This is a genomic window from Achromobacter pulmonis, from assembly GCF_021733725.1.
Lineage (GTDB): Bacteria > Pseudomonadota > Gammaproteobacteria > Burkholderiales > Burkholderiaceae_B > Achromobacter > Achromobacter pulmonis.
This window is the reverse complement of sequence record NZ_JAIFOT010000001.1, coordinates 2,947,460-2,965,262: the sequence shown is the minus strand read 5'-3', so window position 1 is coordinate 2,965,262 and position 17,803 is coordinate 2,947,460. Positions and strand designations below refer to the sequence as shown.

Below are 17,803 nucleotides of genomic sequence, written 5' to 3'. Positions count from 1 at the left end.
ACCCATGCTGGATTTCGACCAAGCCCAGACCTTGCTGGCCAACGCGGCCGCCCCTCTCGCGCGCCGTGAACATGTCGGCCTGGACGAAGCGCCGGGTCGCGTGCTGGCAGCCGACCTCGCCGCCACCGTGGACATTCCCCCGGCCGATAACAGCGCCATGGACGGCTATGCCTTGCGCCTGGCCGATTGGCGGCCGGGCGCGCGCCTGCCGGTCCAGCAGCGCTGCTACGCCGGCGACACGCCACAGCCGCTCAAACCCGGCCACGTCATCCGCCTGTTCACCGGCAGCCTGATTCCCGACGGCGCCGACGTGGTGGTGATGCAGGAAGACACGCACGAGGCCGACGAGCAGGTTGAGATCACGCGCGAGCCGCGTCCCGGCCAGCATATCCGCCGGCGCGGCGAGGACACCCTGGCCGGCGCCCCGCTGCTGGCCGCTGGCACGCCGTTGCACGCCGCCCATGTGGCGCTGCTGGCCTCCCAAGGCCTGGCCAGCGTGCCGGTGTATGGCCGCCTGCGGGTCGGCATCCTGACCACTGGCGACGAACTTGTCGCCCCTGGCGGCCCGCGCGAGCCGGCGCAGATCTACAACTCGAACGGCCCGATGCTGGCCGCGCTGGTGCGCGGCATGGGCGCCGAACCCGCCCTGGTGCTGCATGCGCGCGACACCGAGGACGACCTGCGCGGCGCCTTCAAGGCGCTGTTGGCCGAATGCGACCTGGTACTGAGCGTGGGCGGCGTGTCGGTCGGCGAGCGCGACCTGGTCAAGCCGGCGCTGGCCGCGCTCGGCGGCGAGCTGTCGTTGTGGAAGGTGCGCATGAAACCGGGCAAGCCGGTGGCGCTGGCGATGATCGGCGACAAACCGGTGGTGAGCCTGCCGGGCAATCCGGTCTCGGCCTATGCGGTGTTCGCCATGCTGGTGTCGCCGCTGGTGCGCCGCATGCAGGGCCGCGCCGAGCTGTTCCCGCCGGTCAGCCGGCTGCCGCTGCGCACCGAGCATCCGCGCCAGGACAGCCGCGAGGAATTCCTGCGCGTGCAGCGCCGCGCCGCCGATGACGGCAACGCCGAACTGGTGCCGTACGGCCACCAGGGTTCCGGGGTGATCAGTTCATTGCCGTGGTCGACCGGGCTGGCGCGCCTGCCCGCGGGCGTGCAGGTGCAGGACGGCGACCGCGTGCCCTACTACGACCTGCGTCACTGGCTGGCGTAGCGCTCGGCGGCCGCCAGTTCCTCGGGCGTGTTCAGGTTCATGAATGCGCCGGGCGCGTCATCGAACGGCGCGCCCACGCCTCCCACGCGTGACTGCCACAGGCCGACCTTGCGTTCGCCGGCCGCGAGATAGTCGCGCAGCGTCGGCAGCAGCGAGGTGCGCAACGCCATGCAGGCCGGATGGCGCTGGCCGCCAGCCATCGCATAGGCCAGGGGCGCGCCCGCCGCTTGCGCCGCCGCGATCAGGCGTTGGGCCAGGTCGGCAGGCAGGAACGGGGTGTCGCACGGCGTCACCACGAGCCATGCGCATGACGCGGCGGCAGCCAGGCCGGCGGCAAGGCCGGCCAGCGGCCCCTGCCACGCGCCCAGCGCATCGGTATCGTCGGCCACCACCCGGCCATAACGGGCGTAGCGGTCGGCATTGCGATTGGCGCTGACGATGAGCGTCCCGACCTGCGGCGCCAGGCGCCGCGCCACGTGCGCCACCAGCGGTTCGCCGCGCAGCGTGGCCAGTCCCTTGTCGTTGCCCTGCATGCGCGAACCCTGGCCGCCGGCCAGGATCAGGCCGGCCACCTGTTGCCGGTCGAGCGCGGGGAACGTCTCAGCCACCGATGTAGCTCATCTCGACTTTGCGCGCGGGGTCGGCCATGTTGCGGCCGCGCTGCTCGGAATAGTTGTCGCCGCGGACGGCCCAGATGCCCGTGAGGATGGCGGCCAGCTCGTCGTCGCTGGCGCCGTCGCGCAGCGGCGCGCGCAGGTCGTGGCCTTCGTGCCCGAACAGGCACAGGAACAGCTTGCCTTCCGGCGACAGGCGCGCGCGCGTACAACCGCCGCAGAAGGCCTGGGTGACGCTGGAGATGACGCCAATCTCGCCGGCGCCGTCGCGATAGCGCCAGCGTTCGGCGACGCGGCCCATGCCATCGGCGGCTATCGGTTCGAGCGGGTAGACCGCGCCGATGCGCGCCAGCACTTGCGCGCTGGGCACCACTTCGGTCAGGTTCCAGCCGTTGGTGTTGCCCACATCCATGTATTCGATAAAGCGCAGGATGTGGCCGCTGCCGCGAAAGCGCTCGGCCATCGGCAGGATCTGCGCGTCGTTCAGGCCGCGCCGCACCACCATGTTCACTTTTACCGGCGCCAGCCCGGCCGCGGCGGCGGCATCGACGCCACGCAGCACGTCGTCGGGGGTGAAGCCGCTGTCGCTCATGTCCTGGAACATGGCCGCATCCAGCGCGTCCAGGCTGACCGTGACCCGGTTCAGCCCCGCTTCCTTGAGCACCGCGGCCTTGCGTTCGAGCAGGCTGCCATTGGTGGTGAGCGTCAGCTCGAGCGGCCGGCCGGCGGGCGTGCGCAGCTGCGACAGCAGGCCGACCAGGTTTTCCACATGCTTGCGCAGCAACGGTTCGCCGCCCGTCAGGCGGATCTTCTCGACGCCCAGGCGGGTGAAGACACCGGCCAGGCGCGCAATCTCTTCGAACGACAGCAGGTCCGAGTGGCGCATGAAGACGTAGTCGGTGTCGAACACCTCGCGCGGCATGCAGTAGGTACAGCGGAAATTGCAGCGGTCCGTGACCGAGATGCGCAGGTCGCGCAGCGGGCGCGCGCGCCGGTCGAGCGCGGGCTGGCCCGCGGCCGGCGGCGCGACGGGCGCCGGCCGTTCGGTGCGGCGATCGGCAAGGAGGATCACTTTGCTCATGGGAACATCATAGCCCGGCGCCCGCGGCCGCGCGCTCAGGCGAAAGCCTCTTCCAGGGTCTGCAGCCGACCGGTGTCGCGGGCGTCGTAGCCGACCAATTGGCCGACATAACCGACGTAGTCGGGGCTGCGCATGATGGACAGCAGGTCCTGCATGGCGGGGGTTTCCAGCGCGCCCTTGCGGATGGCGAAGAAATAGCGCTCGCGCACCAGCGGAATGAAGTCCAGGCCGAAACGGCAGGCGGCGGTCTCCACGCCAACGCCCGTGTCGGCCATGCCGCTGGCGATGTGCGCGGCGATCGCCATGTGAGTGAATTCGTTGGTTTCATAACCCTGCACCTCGCTGATCGAAACCCCGGCGCGCTGCAGCATCAGGCTGACCAGGTAGCGGGTGCTGGAGCCGATCTGGCGGTTGACGAAGCGCACGTCCTGGCGTGCCAGATCGGCCATGCCGGCGATGCGCTTGGGGTTGCCGGCCATGACGAACAGTCCGGTATTGCGCACCGCCAGGTGGATCAGCAGGTATTCGTCTGCGTGCAGCCACTGTGCGTAGCGGTCCATGATGGGCGCCTCGAAGTCGCCCAGCGGCACCTGGAAGCCGGCCAGGTCGCACTCGTGCCGTTCAAGCGAGGCCAGCGCCTCGATCGCGGTGCGGTAGCGCAGTTCCAGCCCGGGCTTGCGCCCGCCCATGTGTTCCATCAGGGACTCGACCGCGAAACCGTGGCTGGCGTGCAGCCGCAGATGGGGGCCGTTTTCGGGCAGCAGCCGCGCCAATTCCTCCTGCAGTTCGGACGCCATGCTGTCGAGCGTGGGCATCAGCCGCGCCTCGATGCGGCGGTTGGCCCACAGCAGGCGCTGCGCGAACGGCGACAGCTGCGTGCCCTGGCGGCGGTTGGTGATCAGCAATTGGGTGCCGAAGATGCCTTCGAACCGCCGCAGCACGCCCCAGGCGTGGCGGTATGACAGATCGCAGGCGCGACAGGCGCCAGCGATATTGCCGGTGGCATCAATGGCGGCCAGCAGCGCCAGCATGTCCTGCAGCGGCACCGGCGCCCCGTCGTCTCCACCCAACGTCCATTGCGGCCGCAGACCGAGTCGGAACTTATATGTCATTTATTTCTTATTGAAGGCGATTAATTACCTGTTTAGAGTACACAAATAACGCAGGGCGCAGGAAATTAATATGTTTTTCTTTTCATATAAATCGACCTGACGCCCCATCGCAACAGAACCCCCTCCCTACGGGGTCCCAGCACTACTGGAGGAGACCGCCATGCGTCAGCGCGAGGCAAAATCCGATCTGGCTTCCACCGGCGGCGCCCGTGGCGGCGCCTTGGCCCTGGACGCCGCCCAGGCGTCCGCCCGCCCCGCGGTGGCGGTTACCGCCCGCATCCTGGCCCGCCTGCAAGACCAGCCCGGCCCCCTGCTGCCGGTGCTGCATGCGGTGCAGCATGAACTGGGCTGTATTCCGGCCGAGGCGGTGCAGACCATCGCCGAGGCCCTGAACCTGTCCCGCGCCGAGGTCCACGGCGTTATCACCTTCTATCCGCATTTCCGCAGCGAACCCGCCGGCCGTCATACCCTGGAAGTGTGCCGCGCCGAATCCTGCCAGGCGATGGGCGGCGAACAACTGGCCGACCACGCGCGCCAGGCGCTGGGCTGTGATTTCCACGCCAGCACGCGCGATGGCGACTTCACGCTGGAGCCGGTGTACTGCCTGGGCCTGTGCGCCCAGTCGCCGGCGGTGATGCTGGATGGCCAGCCGCATGCCCGCGTCACGCCGGCCAAGCTCGACCGCCTGCTGCATCGCGTCCGGGAGGCCGGCCAATGACCGCCCCTACCCTGATCTACGTGCCGCGCGACGCCGCGGCGCTGGCCATGGACGCCGATGCCGTGGCCGCCGCCATCGAGCTGGCCGCCGATGAACGCGGCCTGGCCGTGCAGGTGGTGCGCAACGGTTCGCGCGGCCTGCTGTGGCTGGAACCGCTGGTGGAGATCGCCACGCCCGAAGGCCGCCTGGCCTACGGTCCGGTGCAGCCCGAGGACGTGCCGGCGCTGTTCGACGCCGGCTGGCTCGGCGGCGGCGACCACCCGCTGCGCCAGGGCCTGACCGAGGAAATCCCCTATCTCAAGCAGCAGGAACGCCTGACCTTCGCCCGCGTCGGCGTGATCGATCCGCTGTCGCTGCAGGACTACGCCGCGCACGGCGGCCTGCAGGGCCTGAAGCGCGCGCTGGCCATGGAGCCGGCCGCCATTGTCCAGGAGATGATCAGCTCGGGCCTGCGCGGGCGCGGCGGCGCGGCCTTCCCCACCGGCATCAAGTGGCAGACCGTGCTGGGCTCGCCGGCCGACCGCAAATACATCGTCTGCAACGCCGACGAGGGCGATTCAGGCACCTTCGCCGACCGCCTGCTGATGGAAGGCGACCCCTACGTGCTGATCGAGGGCATGACCATCGCCGGCCTGGCGGTGGGCGCGACCTACGGCTATATCTACGTGCGCTCCGAGTACCCGCACGCCATCGCCACGCTCGAAGCCGCCATCGAACGCGCGCGCAGTGTCGGCTGGCTGGGCGACGACGTGCACGGCAGCGGCCGCCGCTTCGACCTGGAAGTGCGCAAGGGCGCCGGCGCCTATATCTGTGGCGAGGAAACCTCGCTGCTCGAAAGCATCGAGGGCAAGCGCGGCGTGGTGCGCGCCAAGCCGCCGCTGCCGGCAATCTCGGGCCTGTTCGGCAAGCCCACCGTGATCAACAACGTGATCTCGCTGGCCTCCGTGCCGATCATCCTGGCCAAGGGCGCGGCCTATTACCGCGACTATGGCGTGGGCCGCTCGCATGGCACGCTGCCGTTCCAGCTGGCCGGCAACCTCAAGCGGGGCGGGCTGGTGGAAAAAGCCTTCGGCCTGAGCCTGCGCGACCTGCTGTACACCTTCGGCGGCGGCAGCGCCTCGGGCCGGCCGCTGCGCGCGGTGCAGGTCGGCGGCCCGCTCGGCGCCTACCTGCCGGAATCGCAGTGGGACGTGCCGCTGGACTACGAGGCCTATGTGCAGATCTCGGCCATGATCGGCCACGGCGGCCTGGTGGCGTTCGACGACAGCGTCGACATGGCGCGCATGGCGCGCTATGCCATGGAATTCTGCGCCATCGAGTCCTGTGGCAAGTGCACGCCCTGTCGCATCGGTTCGACCCGCGGCGTGGAAACCATCGACAAGATCGCCGCCGGCGGCCCGGGACGCGAACAGCAGGTGCATCTGCTGCGCGACCTGTGCGACACCATGCTGGGCGGATCGCTGTGCGCGCTGGGGGGCATGGCGCCCTACCCGGTGCTGTCGGCGCTGAACCACTTCCCGCAGGACTTCGGCATCGAGTCCTCGCAATCCGCCGCCCACCCCGCCTGAATCCGAGACCGCCATGCTAGAAACCGTCATCAAGCGCGACCGCGATCTGGGCACCCCGGCGCGGGTGTCCGAAAAAACCGTCACCCTGACCATCGACGGCCAGGAGATCACCGTGGCCGAGGGCACCTCGCTGATGCGCGCGGCCGCCGAGGCCGGCATCAACATCCCCAAGCTGTGCGCCACCGACAGCCTGGAGCCGTTCGGCTCTTGCCGCCTGTGCCTGGTGCAGATCGAGGGCCGCCGCGGCTATCCCGCCTCGTGCACCACGCCGGCCGAGAACGGCATGGTGGTCTTTACCGAAACGCCCAAGCTGCACGACCTGCGGCGCGGCGTGATGGAGCTGTACATCTCCGACCACCCGCTGGACTGCCTGACCTGTCCGGCCAATGGCGACTGCGAGTTGCAGGACATGGCCGGCGTGGTGGGCCTGCGCAACGTGCGCTACGGCTACGACGGCGCCAACCACCTCAAGAGCGAAAAAGACGAATCCAACCCGTACTTCACCTATGACCCGTCCAAGTGCATCGTCTGCAACCGCTGCGTGCGCGCCTGCGAGGAAACCCAGGGCACCTTCGCGCTGACCATTTCCGGCAAGGGCTTCGAGTCGCGCGTGTCGCCGGGGCAGGACCAGCCGTTCCTGGACAGCGAATGCGTGTCCTGCGGCGCCTGCGTGCAGGCCTGTCCGACCTCCACCCTGCAGGAAAAGACCGTCATCATGATGGGCCAGGCCGAGCATTCGGTGGTCACCACCTGTGCCTATTGCGGCGTGGGCTGCGGCTTCAAGGCCGAGATGAAGGGCCAGGAAGTGGTGCGCATGGTGCCGTGGAAGGACGGCCAGGCCAACCGCGGCCACTCCTGCGTCAAGGGCCGTTTCGCCTGGGGCTACGCGACCCACAAGGAACGCGTGCTCAAGCCGATGATCCGCAAGCACATCACCGACTCCTGGAAGGAAGTGTCGTGGGAAGAGGCGATCGACTATGCCGCCTCGGAATTCCGCCGCATCCAGGGCCAGTACGGCCGCGACGCGGTCGGCGGCATCACCTCGTCGCGCTGCACCAACGAAGAAACCTGGCTGGTGCAGAAGCTGGTGCGCGCCGCCTTCGGCACCAACAACGTCGACACCTGCGCCCGCGTCTGCCATTCGCCCACCGGCTACGGCCTGAAGCAGACCCTCGGTGAATCCGCTGGCACCCAGACCTTCGACTCGGTGATGCACACCGACGTGGTGATCGTCATGGGCGCCAACCCGTCCAGCGGCCACCCGGTGTTCGCCTCGCGCCTGAAGCGCCGCCTGCGTCAGGGCGCGCGGCTGATCGTGATCGACCCGCGCCGCATCGAACTGGTGAGCTCGCCGCACATCAAGGCCGACTTCCACCTGCAGGTGCGGCCCGGCACCAACACCGCGCTGCTGTCGTCAATGGCCCACGTGATCGCCACCGAAGGCCTGATCGACGAGGCCTATGTGGCCGAGCGCTGCGAGGCCAAGGCCTTCCAGGAATGGCGCGACTTCGTGTCGCTGCCCGAGAACTCGCCCGAGGCCATGGCCGAGATCACCGGCGTGCCAGCCCAGGCGGTGCGCGGCGCGGCGCGCCTGTTCGCCACTGGCGGCAACGGCTCGATCTACTACGGCCTGGGCGTGACCGAGCACAGCCAGGGCTCGACTACCGTGATGGCGATCGCCAACCTGGCCATGGCCACCGGCAACGTCGGCCGCGAAGGCGTGGGCGTGAACCCGCTGCGCGGCCAGAACAACGTGCAGGGTTCGTGCGACATGGGCTCGTTCCCGCACGAACTGCCGGGGTACCGCCACATCTCCGACGACTCGGTGCGGGCGCAGTTCGAGCGGGACTGGGGCGTGACGCTGCAACCCGAGCCCGGCCTGCGCATTCCCAACATGTTCGAGGCCGCGCTGGGCGGCACCTTCAAGGGCCTGTACTGCCAGGGCGAGGACATCGTGCAGTCCGATCCCAACACGCAGCACGTGGCGGCCTCGCTGGCGGCCATGGAATGCATCGTGGTGCAGGATCTGTTCCTGAACGAGACCGCCAAGTACGCGCATGTGTTCCTGCCGGGATCGTCGTTCCTGGAAAAGGACGGCACCTTCACCAACGCCGAGCGCCGCATCTCGCGCGTGCGCAAGGTGATGGAACCGAAGAACGGCAAGTCCGACTGGGAAGTGACCGTGGCGCTGTCCAACGCGCTGGGCTACCCCATGAACTACCGCCATCCGCGCGAGATCATGGAAGAAATCGCGCGCCTGACGCCGACCTTCAGCGGCGTCAGCTACGACAAGCTGGACAAGCTCGGCAGCCTGCAATGGCCCTGCAACGACGACGCGCCCGAGGGCACGCCGATCATGCACATCGACAGCTTCGTGCGCGGCAAGGGCAAGTTCATGATCACCAAGTATGTGCCGACCGACGAACGCAGCACGCGCCGCTTCCCGCTGTTGCTGACCACCGGCCGCATCCTGTCGCAATACAACGTGGGCGCGCAGACCCGCCGCACACCCAACGTCATGTGGCATAGCGAGGATGTGCTGGAGATCCATCCGCAGGATGCCGAGGACCGCGGCGTCAATGAAGGCGATTGGGTCGGCATCCAGAGCCGCGCGGGCGAAACGGTGCTGCGCGCGACCCTGACCGACCGGGTGCAGCCGGGCGTGGTATATACCACCTTCCACTTCCCGGAGTCCGGCGCCAACGTCGTCACCACCGACAGTTCCGACTGGGCCACCAACTGCCCCGAGTACAAGGTCACGGCCGTGCAGGTCACGCGCGTGTCCCAGCCGTCGGAATGGCAACGGCAATGGTCGCGCTTCGCGGACATCCAGCAGAAGCTGCTGCGTGAACGCTCGCGCGAAAGCGAAGCCGTGACCTCGGGGAAATAACCCCGACAGCCGAGCCCGCCATGGACCACAGCGCCCCTCCCCCGCCCTCCCGCCCCGACTACGCGGCGGCCCAGGTGACCCGTGTGCGGGCCGGCGCCATCGTGCCCGGCGCCGAAGCCGATCGCCTGGCCGAGGAAACGCCGGTGGCGCTGGAGTTCAACGGCATCAGCCACGCCACCATGCTGGCCACGCCCGCCGACCTGGAGGACTTCGCCGTCGGCTTTTCGCTGTCCGAAGGCATCATCGACCGCCTCGCCGACGTGCGCGGCATCGATGTGCTGCCGCAATGCGACGGCATCGTGGTGCAGATCGAGATTTCCAGCGCCTGCGAGGCGCGCCTGAAATCGCGCCGCCGCGCCATGGCCGGACGCACCGGCTGCGGACTGTGCGGCGTGGAGACGCTGCCCGAGGTGCTGCGGCCGGTGGCGCCCGTACCGGCCGGCGCGCCGCTGCCGGTAGGCGCGGTGCTGCGGGCGATGCGCGCCATGCGCGCACGCCAGGCGCTGCATGACCTGACGGGCGCCACCCACGCCGCCGGCTGGGCCGACGCCAGCGGCGCGGTGGCCCTGGTGCGCGAGGACGTGGGCCGCCACAACGCGCTCGACAAGCTGATCGGCGCACTGGCGCGCCAGGCCTTGCCCGCCACGGGCGGCATGGCGCTGGTGTCGAGCCGCGCCAGTTTCGAGATGGTGCAGAAAACCGCCGCCGCCGGCGTCGGTGTGCTGGCGGCAGTCTCGGCGCCGACCGCGCTGGCCGTGCGCCTGGCCGACAGCGCCGGCATCGCGCTGCTGGGTTTTCTGCGCGACGATGACGCCACCCTGTATTCCCACCCTGAACGCATCACCTCCTAGACCGGACCCGACACACGCATGGAAATCGGCAATCTGATCCGCATGGCCAACCGCATCGGCCAATTCTTCGAAGCCATGCCGGTAAGGCCGGAAGCGATCGAAGGCGTGGCCAACCATATTCATAAATTCTGGGAGCCCCGCATGCGCAACGAGCTGCTGGACTTCCTGGCGCGCCAGCCCGATGGCGACGCCGGCCAGGAACAATTGCATCCGCTGGTTCTGGAGGCCGTCACGCAAAACCGCGAACGGCTGACGCCGCGGGCCCGCGTGCCCTGACCGGCCGCCACGCCCGCGCCGATCCGCGAGCCGGCAACGGCACGCGGGCGCAGCAAGCTTTACCGCAGCAAAGGGTTCAACAAGAGACGGCGGGACTGGATTTCTCCAGCCAACGCACGCTATAAAGCCGCACCCCGAGGAGACCTCATGGAAAGCACTGCAACGCTAGACCTGCCCGGCGCCAAGCCTGGCTTCCTGGACAAGGAACGCACCATCGCCGGGCCGGGTTTTTCCCGCTGGCTGGTACCCCCGGCCGCCCTGGCCATCCACCTGTGCATCGGCATGGCCTATGGCTTCTCGGTGTTCTGGCTGCCGTTGTCCAAGGCCATCGGCGGCGCCAAGCCGCTGGCCTGCCCGGCCGACATGAGCCTGGCCGCCGAGCTGTTCACCACCAGTTGCGACTGGAAGATCTCCACCATGGGGTGGATGTACACGCTGTTCTTCGTGCTGCTGGGCTGCTCGGCGGCGCTGTGGGGCGGCTGGCTGGAACGCGCCGGTCCGCGCAAGGCCGGCGTGGTGTCGGCATTGTGCTGGTGCGGCGGCCTGGTGATTTCGGCCTTCGGCGTCTACCTGCACCAGATGTGGATGCTGTGGCTGGGCTCCGGCGTCATCGGCGGCATCGGCCTGGGCCTGGGCTACATCTCGCCGGTCAGCACGCTGATCAAATGGTTCCCCGACCGCCGCGGCATGGCGACCGGCATGGCCATCATGGGCTTCGGCGGCGGCGCCATGATCGGCGCGCCGCTGGCCGACCTGCTGATGCGCCACTTCGCCACGCCCACCTCGCCAGGCGTGTGGCAGACCTTCCTGAGCATGGCGCTGGTGTACTTCATCTTCATGATGTCGGGCGCGCTCGGCTATCGCGTGCCGCCCACCGGCTGGAAGCCGGAAGGCTGGACCGCGCCGGCCAAGCATGCCAACAACGTCATGATCACCAAGGGCCACGTGCATGTGACACGGGTCTGGGGCGTGCCGCAGTTCTGGCTGGTGTGGCTGGTGCTGTGCCTGAACGTGACCGCCGGCATCGGCATCCTGGGCATGGCCTCGCCGCTGCTGCAAGAGGTGTTCGGCGGCGGTCTGATCAACAAGCCGGAGCTGGGCTACGGCCAGCTCGACAAAGACCAGTTGGCCGCCATCGCCGCCATCGCCGCGGGCTTCACCGGGCTGCTCAGCCTGTTCAACATCGGCGGCCGCTTCTTCTGGGCCAGCCTGTCGGACAAGCTCGGCCGCAAGATGACCTACCTGATCTTCTTCGTGCTCGGCTTCGTGCTGTACGCCGCCATTCCCTGGACTGCGCACATGGGCGCGCTGGCGCTGTTCGTGGCGGCCTTCTGCGTCATCCTGTCGATGTATGGCGGCGGCTTCGCCACGGTGCCGGCCTACCTGGCGGACCTGTTCGGCACGCAGATGGTCGGCGCCATCCATGGCCGCCTGCTGACGGCGTGGTCGGCGGCCGGCATCTTCGGCCCGGTGCTGGTCAACTACATCCGCGAATACCAGTTGTCCATGGGCGTGCCGCGGGCGCAGGTGTACGACATCACCATGTACATCCTGGCGGGCATGCTGGTGCTGGGCTTCCTCTGCAACCTGGCGATCCGTCCGGTCAATCCCAAGTACTTCATGAACGATGAGGAATTGGCGCGCGAAAAGGCCTTGGCCCACGAACGCGCCGTCGCCGCCGAAACCCACGGCGTGGGCGCCTCGACTTTCCGCACGCCGGCCGTGCTGGTGCTGTTCGCCTGGGCCTGCGTCGGCATCCCGCTGGCCTGGGGCATCTGGATCACCCTGCAAAAGGCAGTGGTCCTGTTCCACTGAGTCCGGCCGGACGGGCGGCGGCGGCGCCGTCCGCCGCCCCCGGGGCGCGAAGCTGCTACATTGGCAGCCCGCGCCCTTTGTTTTTCTTCCCCAGGATTTCCCCCCTCATGTTCGCCCTGCCCCTGATGCCCGCCTTCGCCGGAGCGCTCCGTTGACCCCGCCTGAACTGCATTGGACGGAGGGCGACGGCCCCGACCAGACCCGCCATACCGCCCGCTGGCGCTCGGAATCCGGCGCCACCCCGCCCAAGCGCGTGGTGCTGGCCGACGACCGCACCACGGCGGACGCGGCCTATCGCCTGGCCTGCGAAGGCGTCGGCCTGCTGTGGCGCGGCGACTTCCAGAACGCGCGCCAATTGCTGCAGGCCATGACGCGCCGGGTCGACAAGCGCCCGCGCAAGCCGGTCGAGACGATGTTGGAGGCCTTCAACCAACACCGTCAGATCCAGTCGCAGCGCGCCCGCATCCTCGGCATGCTGCTGATTCCATTCGACGCCGGGCATGGCATTTCGCTACGCCGCGCGCCGGATGCGCGGCAAGCCTGCGAAGCGGCCCACGGCCCCGCGCACGAACCGTACGTGGCCTCGCTGCGTGAACTGCTGGGCCTGATCGGCGCCTTCGAATGGCGCAGGAAAGGCATCGAGATTCCCGCGCTGGACAACCGCATCCACCCGCACTACGGCGTGTTTTCGCCGGTGCGCGGCGAGTACATCGATCTGGTGGCGCGCACCCCGATGCCGCGCGGCAGCGTGGCGTTCGATATCGGCACCGGCACCGGCGTGCTGGCGGCCGTGCTGGCGCGCCGCGGCGGCAAGCGCGTCATCGCCACCGACACGGAGCCGCGCGCGCTGGCCTGCGCCCGCGACAACCTGGAGCGTCTGGGGCTGTCCAGGCAGGTCGAGGTGGTGCAGGCCGACCTGTTCCCCGAGGGCCGGGTGTCGCTGGCCGTCTGCAATCCGCCGTGGCTGCCGGCCCGTCCCAGCTCGCCCGTCGAGCACGCCGTCTACGACCCCGACAGCCGCATGCTGCGCGGCTTCCTCAATGGCCTGACGGCGCACCTGACGCCCAACGGCGAGGGCTGGCTGATCCTGTCGGACCTGGCCGAGCATCTGGGCCTGCGCACGCGCGAGCAATTGCTGGACATGATCCAGCAGGCCGGCCTGCGCGTGGTGGAGCGCATCGACACGCGGCCCACGCACGGCCGCGCCAAGGACCCCAGCGACCCGCTGCACGCGGCGCGCTCGAAGGAAGTCACGTCGCTGTGGCGGCTGGCAGCGGCCTGAACGCCGCCCGCCCAGGCCGGCGGGCGGCCGCCGGCCGTGGCCTGAGGCCATGGCCTCAGGCCCGCCCCGCAGCCACGTTGACGCTGATGGCGATGATGAAGACGTTGAAGAAGAACGCGATCACGCTGTGCACCAGCGCCGTGCGCCGCACCCGGCGGCTGACGATCTGCACATCCGACACCTGGAACGTCATGCCCAGCACCAGGGCGAAATAGGCGAAGTCCCAATAGTCGGGATCTTCCTTGCCCGGAAAGTCCAGGCCCTTGTGCATGGCGTTGCGGTGGCTGTAATAGCCGTGCGCGTAATGCAGCGCGAAGATCATGTTCAGGTAGAGCCACGACAGCACGATGCTGACCGCGGCAGCCACCAGGTCGGCCACGCCCTCGAGGCCGCCGGCCGCGCGCAGCTCGGTCCAAAGCGCCACCATCACCAGGCATGACAGCGCCACGCTGCTCCAGAGCACGGCCGTGCGCCCGACGTCGACCTGCTGCGCGCGGACCCGCATCATGGCCGGCGTGGCCTTGCCGAAGGCGGCCCCCGTCAGCAGCAGGAATAGCAGCGCCGCCACATCGAAGGCCAGCAGGCCGGCGCGGCTGGGCGACAGCCCGACGCGCCACAGCACTCCGGCCAGCACCACGAACAGCGCGCCGCACAACACCAGCCGCCGGTGCGCGTGGTAGAACGGAAGCGCGGCGACCTCGGCGGGCGACGATTCGATCTCCGGCTCCTTGAGCGGCAGCTTCATGGCGGACTCCCAGCGTGGCAGGAGCCTTCACGCTAACCGATCGCGAGCAATCCCACCAGCGCCCCGCCGAACAACAGCCATAGCGGGTGGATGCGGGTGAAGCTGCCCAGCAGCGCCACCACCGCCGTGATCGCCCCCAGCAGCCAGGTGTGGGCCGACGCCTCGGTGATCAGCGCGGCGCTGGCGGCCACCAGGCCCACCGTCATGGGGAAGATCCCGGCCTGGATCACGCCGCGCCAGGGCCGGTCCTTGAAGCGTTCCCACAAACCCAGCGCGATGATGGTGATGAGCGATGACGGCCCGAACTTGGCCAGCGTGGTCACCAGCATGCCGGCCCAGCCGGCCACATGCCAGCCGACCAGCGTGACCACCATCAGGTTGGGGCCGGGCGCCGCCTGGCCCAGGGCGAACAGCGCGGAGAAATCGGCGGCGGTCATCCAGCCGTGCACGTCCACGACCTGCCGCTGCATTTCGGGCAGGATGGTGTTGCCGCCGCCGAACGCCAGCACCGACAGTTGCGAGAAGATGATGGCCAGGGAGATCAGCGTCTGCATCATCGACGTTGCCTCCAGACCAGCAGGATGCTCAGGGGCGTCAGCACCGCCATGGTCGGCAGCAGCGGAACGCGCAACACCGCGATGGCGATGAAACAGGCGGTGGCCACCAGGCCGGCCAGCCAGTCGCGGCGCTTGAACACCGGCACCCCGACCTTGACCGCCATCGAAATCAGCAGGCCCGCGGCGGCGGCGGCCAGTCCGGCGAACAAGTGCTGGATGTGGGGATCGTTCTGGAAGCGGTCATAGACCATGCCCAGCAGCACCACGATGGCCGAAGGCGCCAGGATCAGGCCCATCAGCGCCGCGAAGGCGCCGCGCGGGCCACGGAACTTCATGCCCAGGGCCACCGACAGGTTGATGATGTTGCCGCCCGGCAGGAACTGGCACAGGCCCAGCAGGTCGGAGAATTCGGAGCCGGACAGCCAGCGGTGCTTTTCCACCACCATGCGGCGCGCCAGGGGCAGCGCGCCGCCGAAAGCGGTCAGGCCGAGCATGAGGAATCCGGAGAACAATTGCCCGCAAGTGGGGGGCGGCCGGGTCGCGGCGTCGGGGGAATCAGGTGCTGCTGCGTTCATGGTGGTGCGGCCGCGGCGGCCGGTCGGGAGGCGCCGACGCGCCAGCGCCGGGGGGATAAGGACAGCTCGCAGCCTACTCCCGCGATCAGATAATGTCTAATATATGACTGCTTAAACAAACATATCCATTACATATGGCATCCGTCGACCTGCGGCTGTTGCGCTACTTCCTCGCGGTGGCCGAGGAATCCCACTTGACCAAGGCCGCCGCCCGCCTGGGCATTCGCCAGCCGCCCCTGAGCCAGCAGATCCGCGTGCTGGAACAGGAACTGGGCGTCACGCTGTTCCACCGCCTGCCGCGCGGCATGGAGCTGACCGAAAGCGGCCATGCCCTGCTGGCCGATGCCCGCAGCATCCTGGCGCTGGTCGATCAGGCGGTCGACGGCGTGCGGCGCGTGTCGTTGGGCGAGGCCGGCCGGCTGACCGTCGGCTTTACCGGCTCGGCGGCGTTCCACCCTTTCGTGCCCTCGGTGATCCGGCGCTTTCGCGAGAGCGCGCCGCAGGTGCGGCTGGTGCTGGAAGAAAGCAGCACGGGCGAACTGATGCAAGCCGTGCGCGACGGCCGTGTCGACGTGGCCTTCGTGCGCGGCGCCCATGGCGTCGACCGCGGCGTGGCGGTGGAGACCGTGCTGGAGGAAAGCATGCTGGCGGCCTTTCCGGCCGACCATCCCATGGTCAAGGGGCGCCCGCGCAAGCGCATCGCGCTGGCCGAACTGGCCGAGGAATCGTTGATCCTGTATCGCCGCCACAGCGGCCCCGGGCTCTACGACGCCATCATCTCCGCCTGCCGCGCCGCCGGCTTCAGCCCGCGGGTGGCGCAGGAAGCGCCACGCATGCTGTCCACCCTCAGCCTGGTGGCGGCTGGCCTGGGGGTGTCGCTGGTGCCGGCCTCGCTGCGCCGGGTCAACATCGAAGGCGTGGTGTACGTCAATGTCACCGGCCCCGTGGCCATGCGCGCGCCGCTGACCTTGATCTGGCGCGACGCGCCGCTCAGCGGCGCGATCCGCCGCTTGATCGAGGAAGTGCGGGCGCATCGCGCGGCGGCCGGGGACGCGCTCAAGCAGCCGCCGCGCGCGCGCGGCTGAGTTTCCCTGGCGCGGCGGCGCTACACTGGGCGCCTTTTCCTGTCTTTACCGCATCCCATGCAGGACCTCGCTCCCATAGGTGTATATGACTCCGGCGTCGGCGGGCTGAGCGTGCTGCGCGCCATCGGCCAGACCCTGCCGCGCGAACACCTGCTGTACGTGGCCGATTCCGCCCACGTGCCTTATGGCGAGAAAACGCCGGAATACGTGCGGCAGCGCGCGCTGGCCATCGCCGATTACCTGGTGTCGCGCCAGGCCAAGGCCATGGTGGTCGCCTGCAATACCGCCACCGCCGCCGCCATCGCCGCGCTGCGCGCCCGCCATCCCGGACTGGTCATCATCGGCGTGGAACCGGCCATCAAGCCGGCCGCGCACCTGACGCGCAGCGGCGTGGTGGGCGTGTTCGCCACCACCGGCACGCTCGCCAGCGCCAAGTTCGCGGCCCTGGTGCAACGCGAGGCGCCCGAGATCCGCATCCTCTTTCGCCCCTGCCCCGAATGGGTACTGCAGGTGGAGCGCGGCGACATCCATGGCGCGGCCGCCGCCCGCGTGGCGCAGGAGCCGGTGCGCGAACTGCTGGCCCAGGGCGCGGATACCCTGGTGCTGGGCTGTACCCATTTCCCGTTCCTGCACGACGCGATCCAGGCGGCGGCAGGCCCGGCGGTGCCCTTGCTGGAGACCGGCGGGCCGGTGGCGCGGCGCCTGCGCCACCAATTGCAGCAGCACGGCCGGTTGGCGGCCGCGGGCGCCGGCGCCGTGGAACTGCTGACCACCGGCGATGCCGCCCGGCTCGGCCGCATGGCCGCCTTGTTGCTGGACCTGCCGGCCGCGGCCGCGCAGGTGCCCGCCGACTGGTGTTGACCGGCCAATCCCGCTTCCTTTGATTGCGCGCATCCCGCCGGCCCCCGCCCGGCGGAATAATTGCGTACAGTGGAGTTGTCGCGGCGCCGCCAGGAACGGGCCGCCGCGCGCTCGCGGACAACAAGGAGACGTCGATGAAACGCATTCTGATCCCGGTGGATGGCTCGCAGCATGCCGTCCACGCCGTGCGCGCCATGCTCGAGGCGCGCAGCTACGATCCCGTCGAACAGGTGGCGCTGCTGACCGTGCAGATCCCGCTGCTGGCCGGCAAGATCGGCCGCGGCCTGTCGCAGGCCGATATCGACGCCTATCACCAGGAAGAAGGCGAAGCCGCGCTGGGCGAGGCCCGCGCGCTGCTGACAGCGGCCGGCGTGCCGTTCACCTCGCGCATCGAAACCGGCGCGGTGGCCGAGACCATCGCGCGCGTCGCCGACGAGATCGATGCCGACGAGATCTACATGGGCACGCGCGGCCTGGGCTCGGTGGCTTCGCTGTTCATGGGCTCGGTGGCCACCAAAATCCTGCACCTGACGGAACTGCCCGTCACCCTGGTCAAGTAAAGG

The 17,803-nt window shown here is 69.2% G+C and carries 17 protein-coding genes; 11 read left to right on the top strand and 6 right to left on the bottom strand.

Going from position 1 to position 17,803, the window contains the following annotated elements; genetic code table 11:
- The first annotated feature begins 4 nt into the window (after nt 1–4).
- Nucleotides 5–1,210 (top strand): molybdopterin molybdotransferase MoeA, encoded by a 1,206-nt coding sequence (locus tag K2W61_RS13655; RefSeq protein WP_175133610.1) that lies wholly within the window; start codon nt 5–7, stop codon nt 1,208–1,210.
- On the opposite strand, the gene mobA is transcribed toward K2W61_RS13655, so the two are convergent.
- The 3 genes from mobA to K2W61_RS13640 are packed head-to-tail and all read right to left on the bottom strand — an operon-like array spanning nt 1,195 to nt 4,017.
- Nucleotides 1,195–1,818, bottom strand: a complete 624-nt coding sequence (mobA, locus tag K2W61_RS13650; RefSeq protein ID WP_175133609.1) for a molybdenum cofactor guanylyltransferase MobA — start codon at nt 1,816–1,818, stop codon at nt 1,195–1,197. The two genes, K2W61_RS13655 and mobA, sit on opposite strands and share 16 nt — an antisense overlap.
- Nucleotides 1,811–2,905: a GTP 3',8-cyclase MoaA gene (gene moaA / locus K2W61_RS13645; RefSeq protein ID WP_236755831.1), complete on the bottom strand. Its 1,095-nt coding sequence runs from the start codon at nt 2,903–2,905 to the stop codon at nt 1,811–1,813. The genes mobA and moaA overlap by 8 nt, the downstream gene beginning before the upstream one ends.
- 35 nt (nt 2,906–2,940) lie before the next feature.
- The gene (locus tag K2W61_RS13640; RefSeq protein ID WP_175133607.1) at nt 2,941–4,017 is read right to left on the bottom strand and encodes a substrate-binding domain-containing protein; all 1,077 of its coding nucleotides are present in this window, start codon (nt 4,015–4,017) and stop codon (nt 2,941–2,943) included.
- A 160-nt stretch (nt 4,018–4,177) separates the two neighbouring features.
- Here K2W61_RS13640 and K2W61_RS13635 point away from each other — a divergent pair, with 160 nt between their 5' ends.
- The 7 genes from K2W61_RS13635 to K2W61_RS13605 all read left to right on the top strand — a co-directional run bounded on the left by K2W61_RS13635 (nt 4,178) and on the right by K2W61_RS13605 (nt 13,417).
- Nucleotides 4,178–4,735: a formate dehydrogenase subunit gamma gene (locus tag K2W61_RS13635; protein ID WP_236755830.1), complete on the top strand. Its 558-nt coding sequence runs from the start codon at nt 4,178–4,180 to the stop codon at nt 4,733–4,735.
- Nucleotides 4,732–6,303, top strand: coding sequence for a formate dehydrogenase beta subunit (locus K2W61_RS13630; protein WP_236755829.1), 1,572 nt, complete (start codon nt 4,732–4,734; stop codon nt 6,301–6,303). Before K2W61_RS13635 ends, K2W61_RS13630 begins: the two co-directional genes overlap by 4 nt.
- 13 nt (nt 6,304–6,316) lie before the next feature.
- Nucleotides 6,317–9,193, top strand: a complete 2,877-nt coding sequence (gene fdhF, locus K2W61_RS13625) for a formate dehydrogenase subunit alpha (RefSeq protein WP_175133604.1) — start codon at nt 6,317–6,319, stop codon at nt 9,191–9,193.
- A gap of 20 nt (nt 9,194–9,213) precedes the next feature.
- Nucleotides 9,214–10,044, top strand: coding sequence for a formate dehydrogenase accessory sulfurtransferase FdhD (fdhD, locus tag K2W61_RS13620; RefSeq protein WP_175133603.1), 831 nt, complete (start codon nt 9,214–9,216; stop codon nt 10,042–10,044).
- Between the two features lie 18 nt (nt 10,045–10,062).
- The gene (locus K2W61_RS13615; RefSeq protein WP_175133602.1) at nt 10,063–10,320 is read left to right on the top strand and encodes a formate dehydrogenase subunit delta; all 258 of its coding nucleotides are present in this window, start codon (nt 10,063–10,065) and stop codon (nt 10,318–10,320) included.
- Between the two features lie 147 nt (nt 10,321–10,467).
- Nucleotides 10,468–12,135, top strand: a complete 1,668-nt coding sequence (locus tag K2W61_RS13610) for an OFA family MFS transporter (protein WP_236755828.1) — start codon at nt 10,468–10,470, stop codon at nt 12,133–12,135.
- A 151-nt stretch (nt 12,136–12,286) separates the two neighbouring features.
- Nucleotides 12,287–13,417 (top strand): methyltransferase, encoded by a 1,131-nt coding sequence (locus K2W61_RS13605; RefSeq protein WP_175133600.1) that lies wholly within the window; start codon nt 12,287–12,289, stop codon nt 13,415–13,417.
- A gap of 55 nt (nt 13,418–13,472) precedes the next feature.
- Here the strand turns inward: K2W61_RS13605 and K2W61_RS13600 are convergent, their stop codons facing one another.
- Genes K2W61_RS13600 through K2W61_RS13590 form a run of 3 tightly spaced genes read right to left on the bottom strand, consistent with a single transcriptional unit; the run spans nt 13,473 to nt 15,294 of the window.
- On the bottom strand, nt 13,473–14,162 hold the full coding sequence (locus tag K2W61_RS13600; protein ID WP_175133599.1) for a DUF1345 domain-containing protein: 690 nt from the start codon (nt 14,160–14,162) through the stop codon (nt 13,473–13,475).
- Nucleotides 14,163–14,194: 32 nt separating this feature from the next.
- Nucleotides 14,195–14,719 carry a chromate transporter gene (locus K2W61_RS13595; RefSeq protein WP_175133598.1) on the bottom strand — a complete coding sequence of 175 codons (525 nt, stop codon included), beginning with the start codon at nt 14,717–14,719 and terminating at the stop codon, nt 14,195–14,197.
- The gene (locus K2W61_RS13590; RefSeq protein WP_175133597.1) at nt 14,716–15,294 is read right to left on the bottom strand and encodes a chromate transporter; all 579 of its coding nucleotides are present in this window, start codon (nt 15,292–15,294) and stop codon (nt 14,716–14,718) included. Before K2W61_RS13590 ends, K2W61_RS13595 begins: the two co-directional genes overlap by 4 nt.
- Before the next feature lie 134 nt (nt 15,295–15,428).
- On the opposite strand from K2W61_RS13590, the gene K2W61_RS13585 reads away from it, so the two are divergent.
- The 3 genes from K2W61_RS13585 (at nt 15,429) to K2W61_RS13575 (ending at nt 17,800) form a co-directional block, all read left to right on the top strand.
- Nucleotides 15,429–16,379, top strand: coding sequence for a LysR family transcriptional regulator (locus K2W61_RS13585; protein ID WP_175133596.1), 951 nt, complete (start codon nt 15,429–15,431; stop codon nt 16,377–16,379).
- Nucleotides 16,380–16,436: 57 nt separating this feature from the next.
- Nucleotides 16,437–17,240 (top strand): glutamate racemase, encoded by an 804-nt coding sequence (murI, locus tag K2W61_RS13580; protein WP_175133595.1) that lies wholly within the window; start codon nt 16,437–16,439, stop codon nt 17,238–17,240.
- A gap of 134 nt (nt 17,241–17,374) precedes the next feature.
- On the top strand, nt 17,375–17,800 hold the full coding sequence (locus K2W61_RS13575) for a universal stress protein (protein ID WP_236755827.1): 426 nt from the start codon (nt 17,375–17,377) through the stop codon (nt 17,798–17,800).
- The last annotated feature ends 3 nt before the right edge of the window (nt 17,801–17,803 follow it).

What these genes read in the sequence shown, in the direction of transcription:
- K2W61_RS13655 (WP_175133610.1), top strand. Translation starts at nt 5, where the DNA reads ATGCTGGATTTCGACCAAGCCCAGACCTTGCTGGCCAACGCGGCCGCC.
- moaA (WP_236755831.1), bottom strand. Translation starts at nt 2,905, where the DNA reads ATGAGCAAAGTGATCCTCCTTGCCGATCGCCGCACCGAACGGCCGGCG.
- K2W61_RS13640 (WP_175133607.1), bottom strand. Translation starts at nt 4,017, where the DNA reads ATGACATATAAGTTCCGACTCGGTCTGCGGCCGCAATGGACGTTGGGT.
- K2W61_RS13635 (WP_236755830.1), top strand. Translation starts at nt 4,178, where the DNA reads ATGCGTCAGCGCGAGGCAAAATCCGATCTGGCTTCCACCGGCGGCGCC.
- K2W61_RS13630 (WP_236755829.1), top strand. Translation starts at nt 4,732, where the DNA reads ATGACCGCCCCTACCCTGATCTACGTGCCGCGCGACGCCGCGGCGCTG.
- fdhF (WP_175133604.1), top strand. Translation starts at nt 6,317, where the DNA reads ATGCTAGAAACCGTCATCAAGCGCGACCGCGATCTGGGCACCCCGGCG.
- fdhD (WP_175133603.1), top strand. Translation starts at nt 9,214, where the DNA reads ATGGACCACAGCGCCCCTCCCCCGCCCTCCCGCCCCGACTACGCGGCG.
- K2W61_RS13615 (WP_175133602.1), top strand. Translation starts at nt 10,063, where the DNA reads ATGGAAATCGGCAATCTGATCCGCATGGCCAACCGCATCGGCCAATTC.
- K2W61_RS13610 (WP_236755828.1), top strand. Translation starts at nt 10,468, where the DNA reads ATGGAAAGCACTGCAACGCTAGACCTGCCCGGCGCCAAGCCTGGCTTC.
- K2W61_RS13600 (WP_175133599.1), bottom strand. Translation starts at nt 14,162, where the DNA reads ATGAAGCTGCCGCTCAAGGAGCCGGAGATCGAATCGTCGCCCGCCGAG.
- K2W61_RS13595 (WP_175133598.1), bottom strand. Translation starts at nt 14,719, where the DNA reads ATGATGCAGACGCTGATCTCCCTGGCCATCATCTTCTCGCAACTGTCG.
- K2W61_RS13590 (WP_175133597.1), bottom strand. Translation starts at nt 15,294, where the DNA reads ATGAACGCAGCAGCACCTGATTCCCCCGACGCCGCGACCCGGCCGCCC.
- K2W61_RS13585 (WP_175133596.1), top strand. Translation starts at nt 15,429, where the DNA reads ATGGCATCCGTCGACCTGCGGCTGTTGCGCTACTTCCTCGCGGTGGCC.
- murI (WP_175133595.1), top strand. Translation starts at nt 16,437, where the DNA reads ATGCAGGACCTCGCTCCCATAGGTGTATATGACTCCGGCGTCGGCGGG.
- K2W61_RS13575 (WP_236755827.1), top strand. Translation starts at nt 17,375, where the DNA reads ATGAAACGCATTCTGATCCCGGTGGATGGCTCGCAGCATGCCGTCCAC.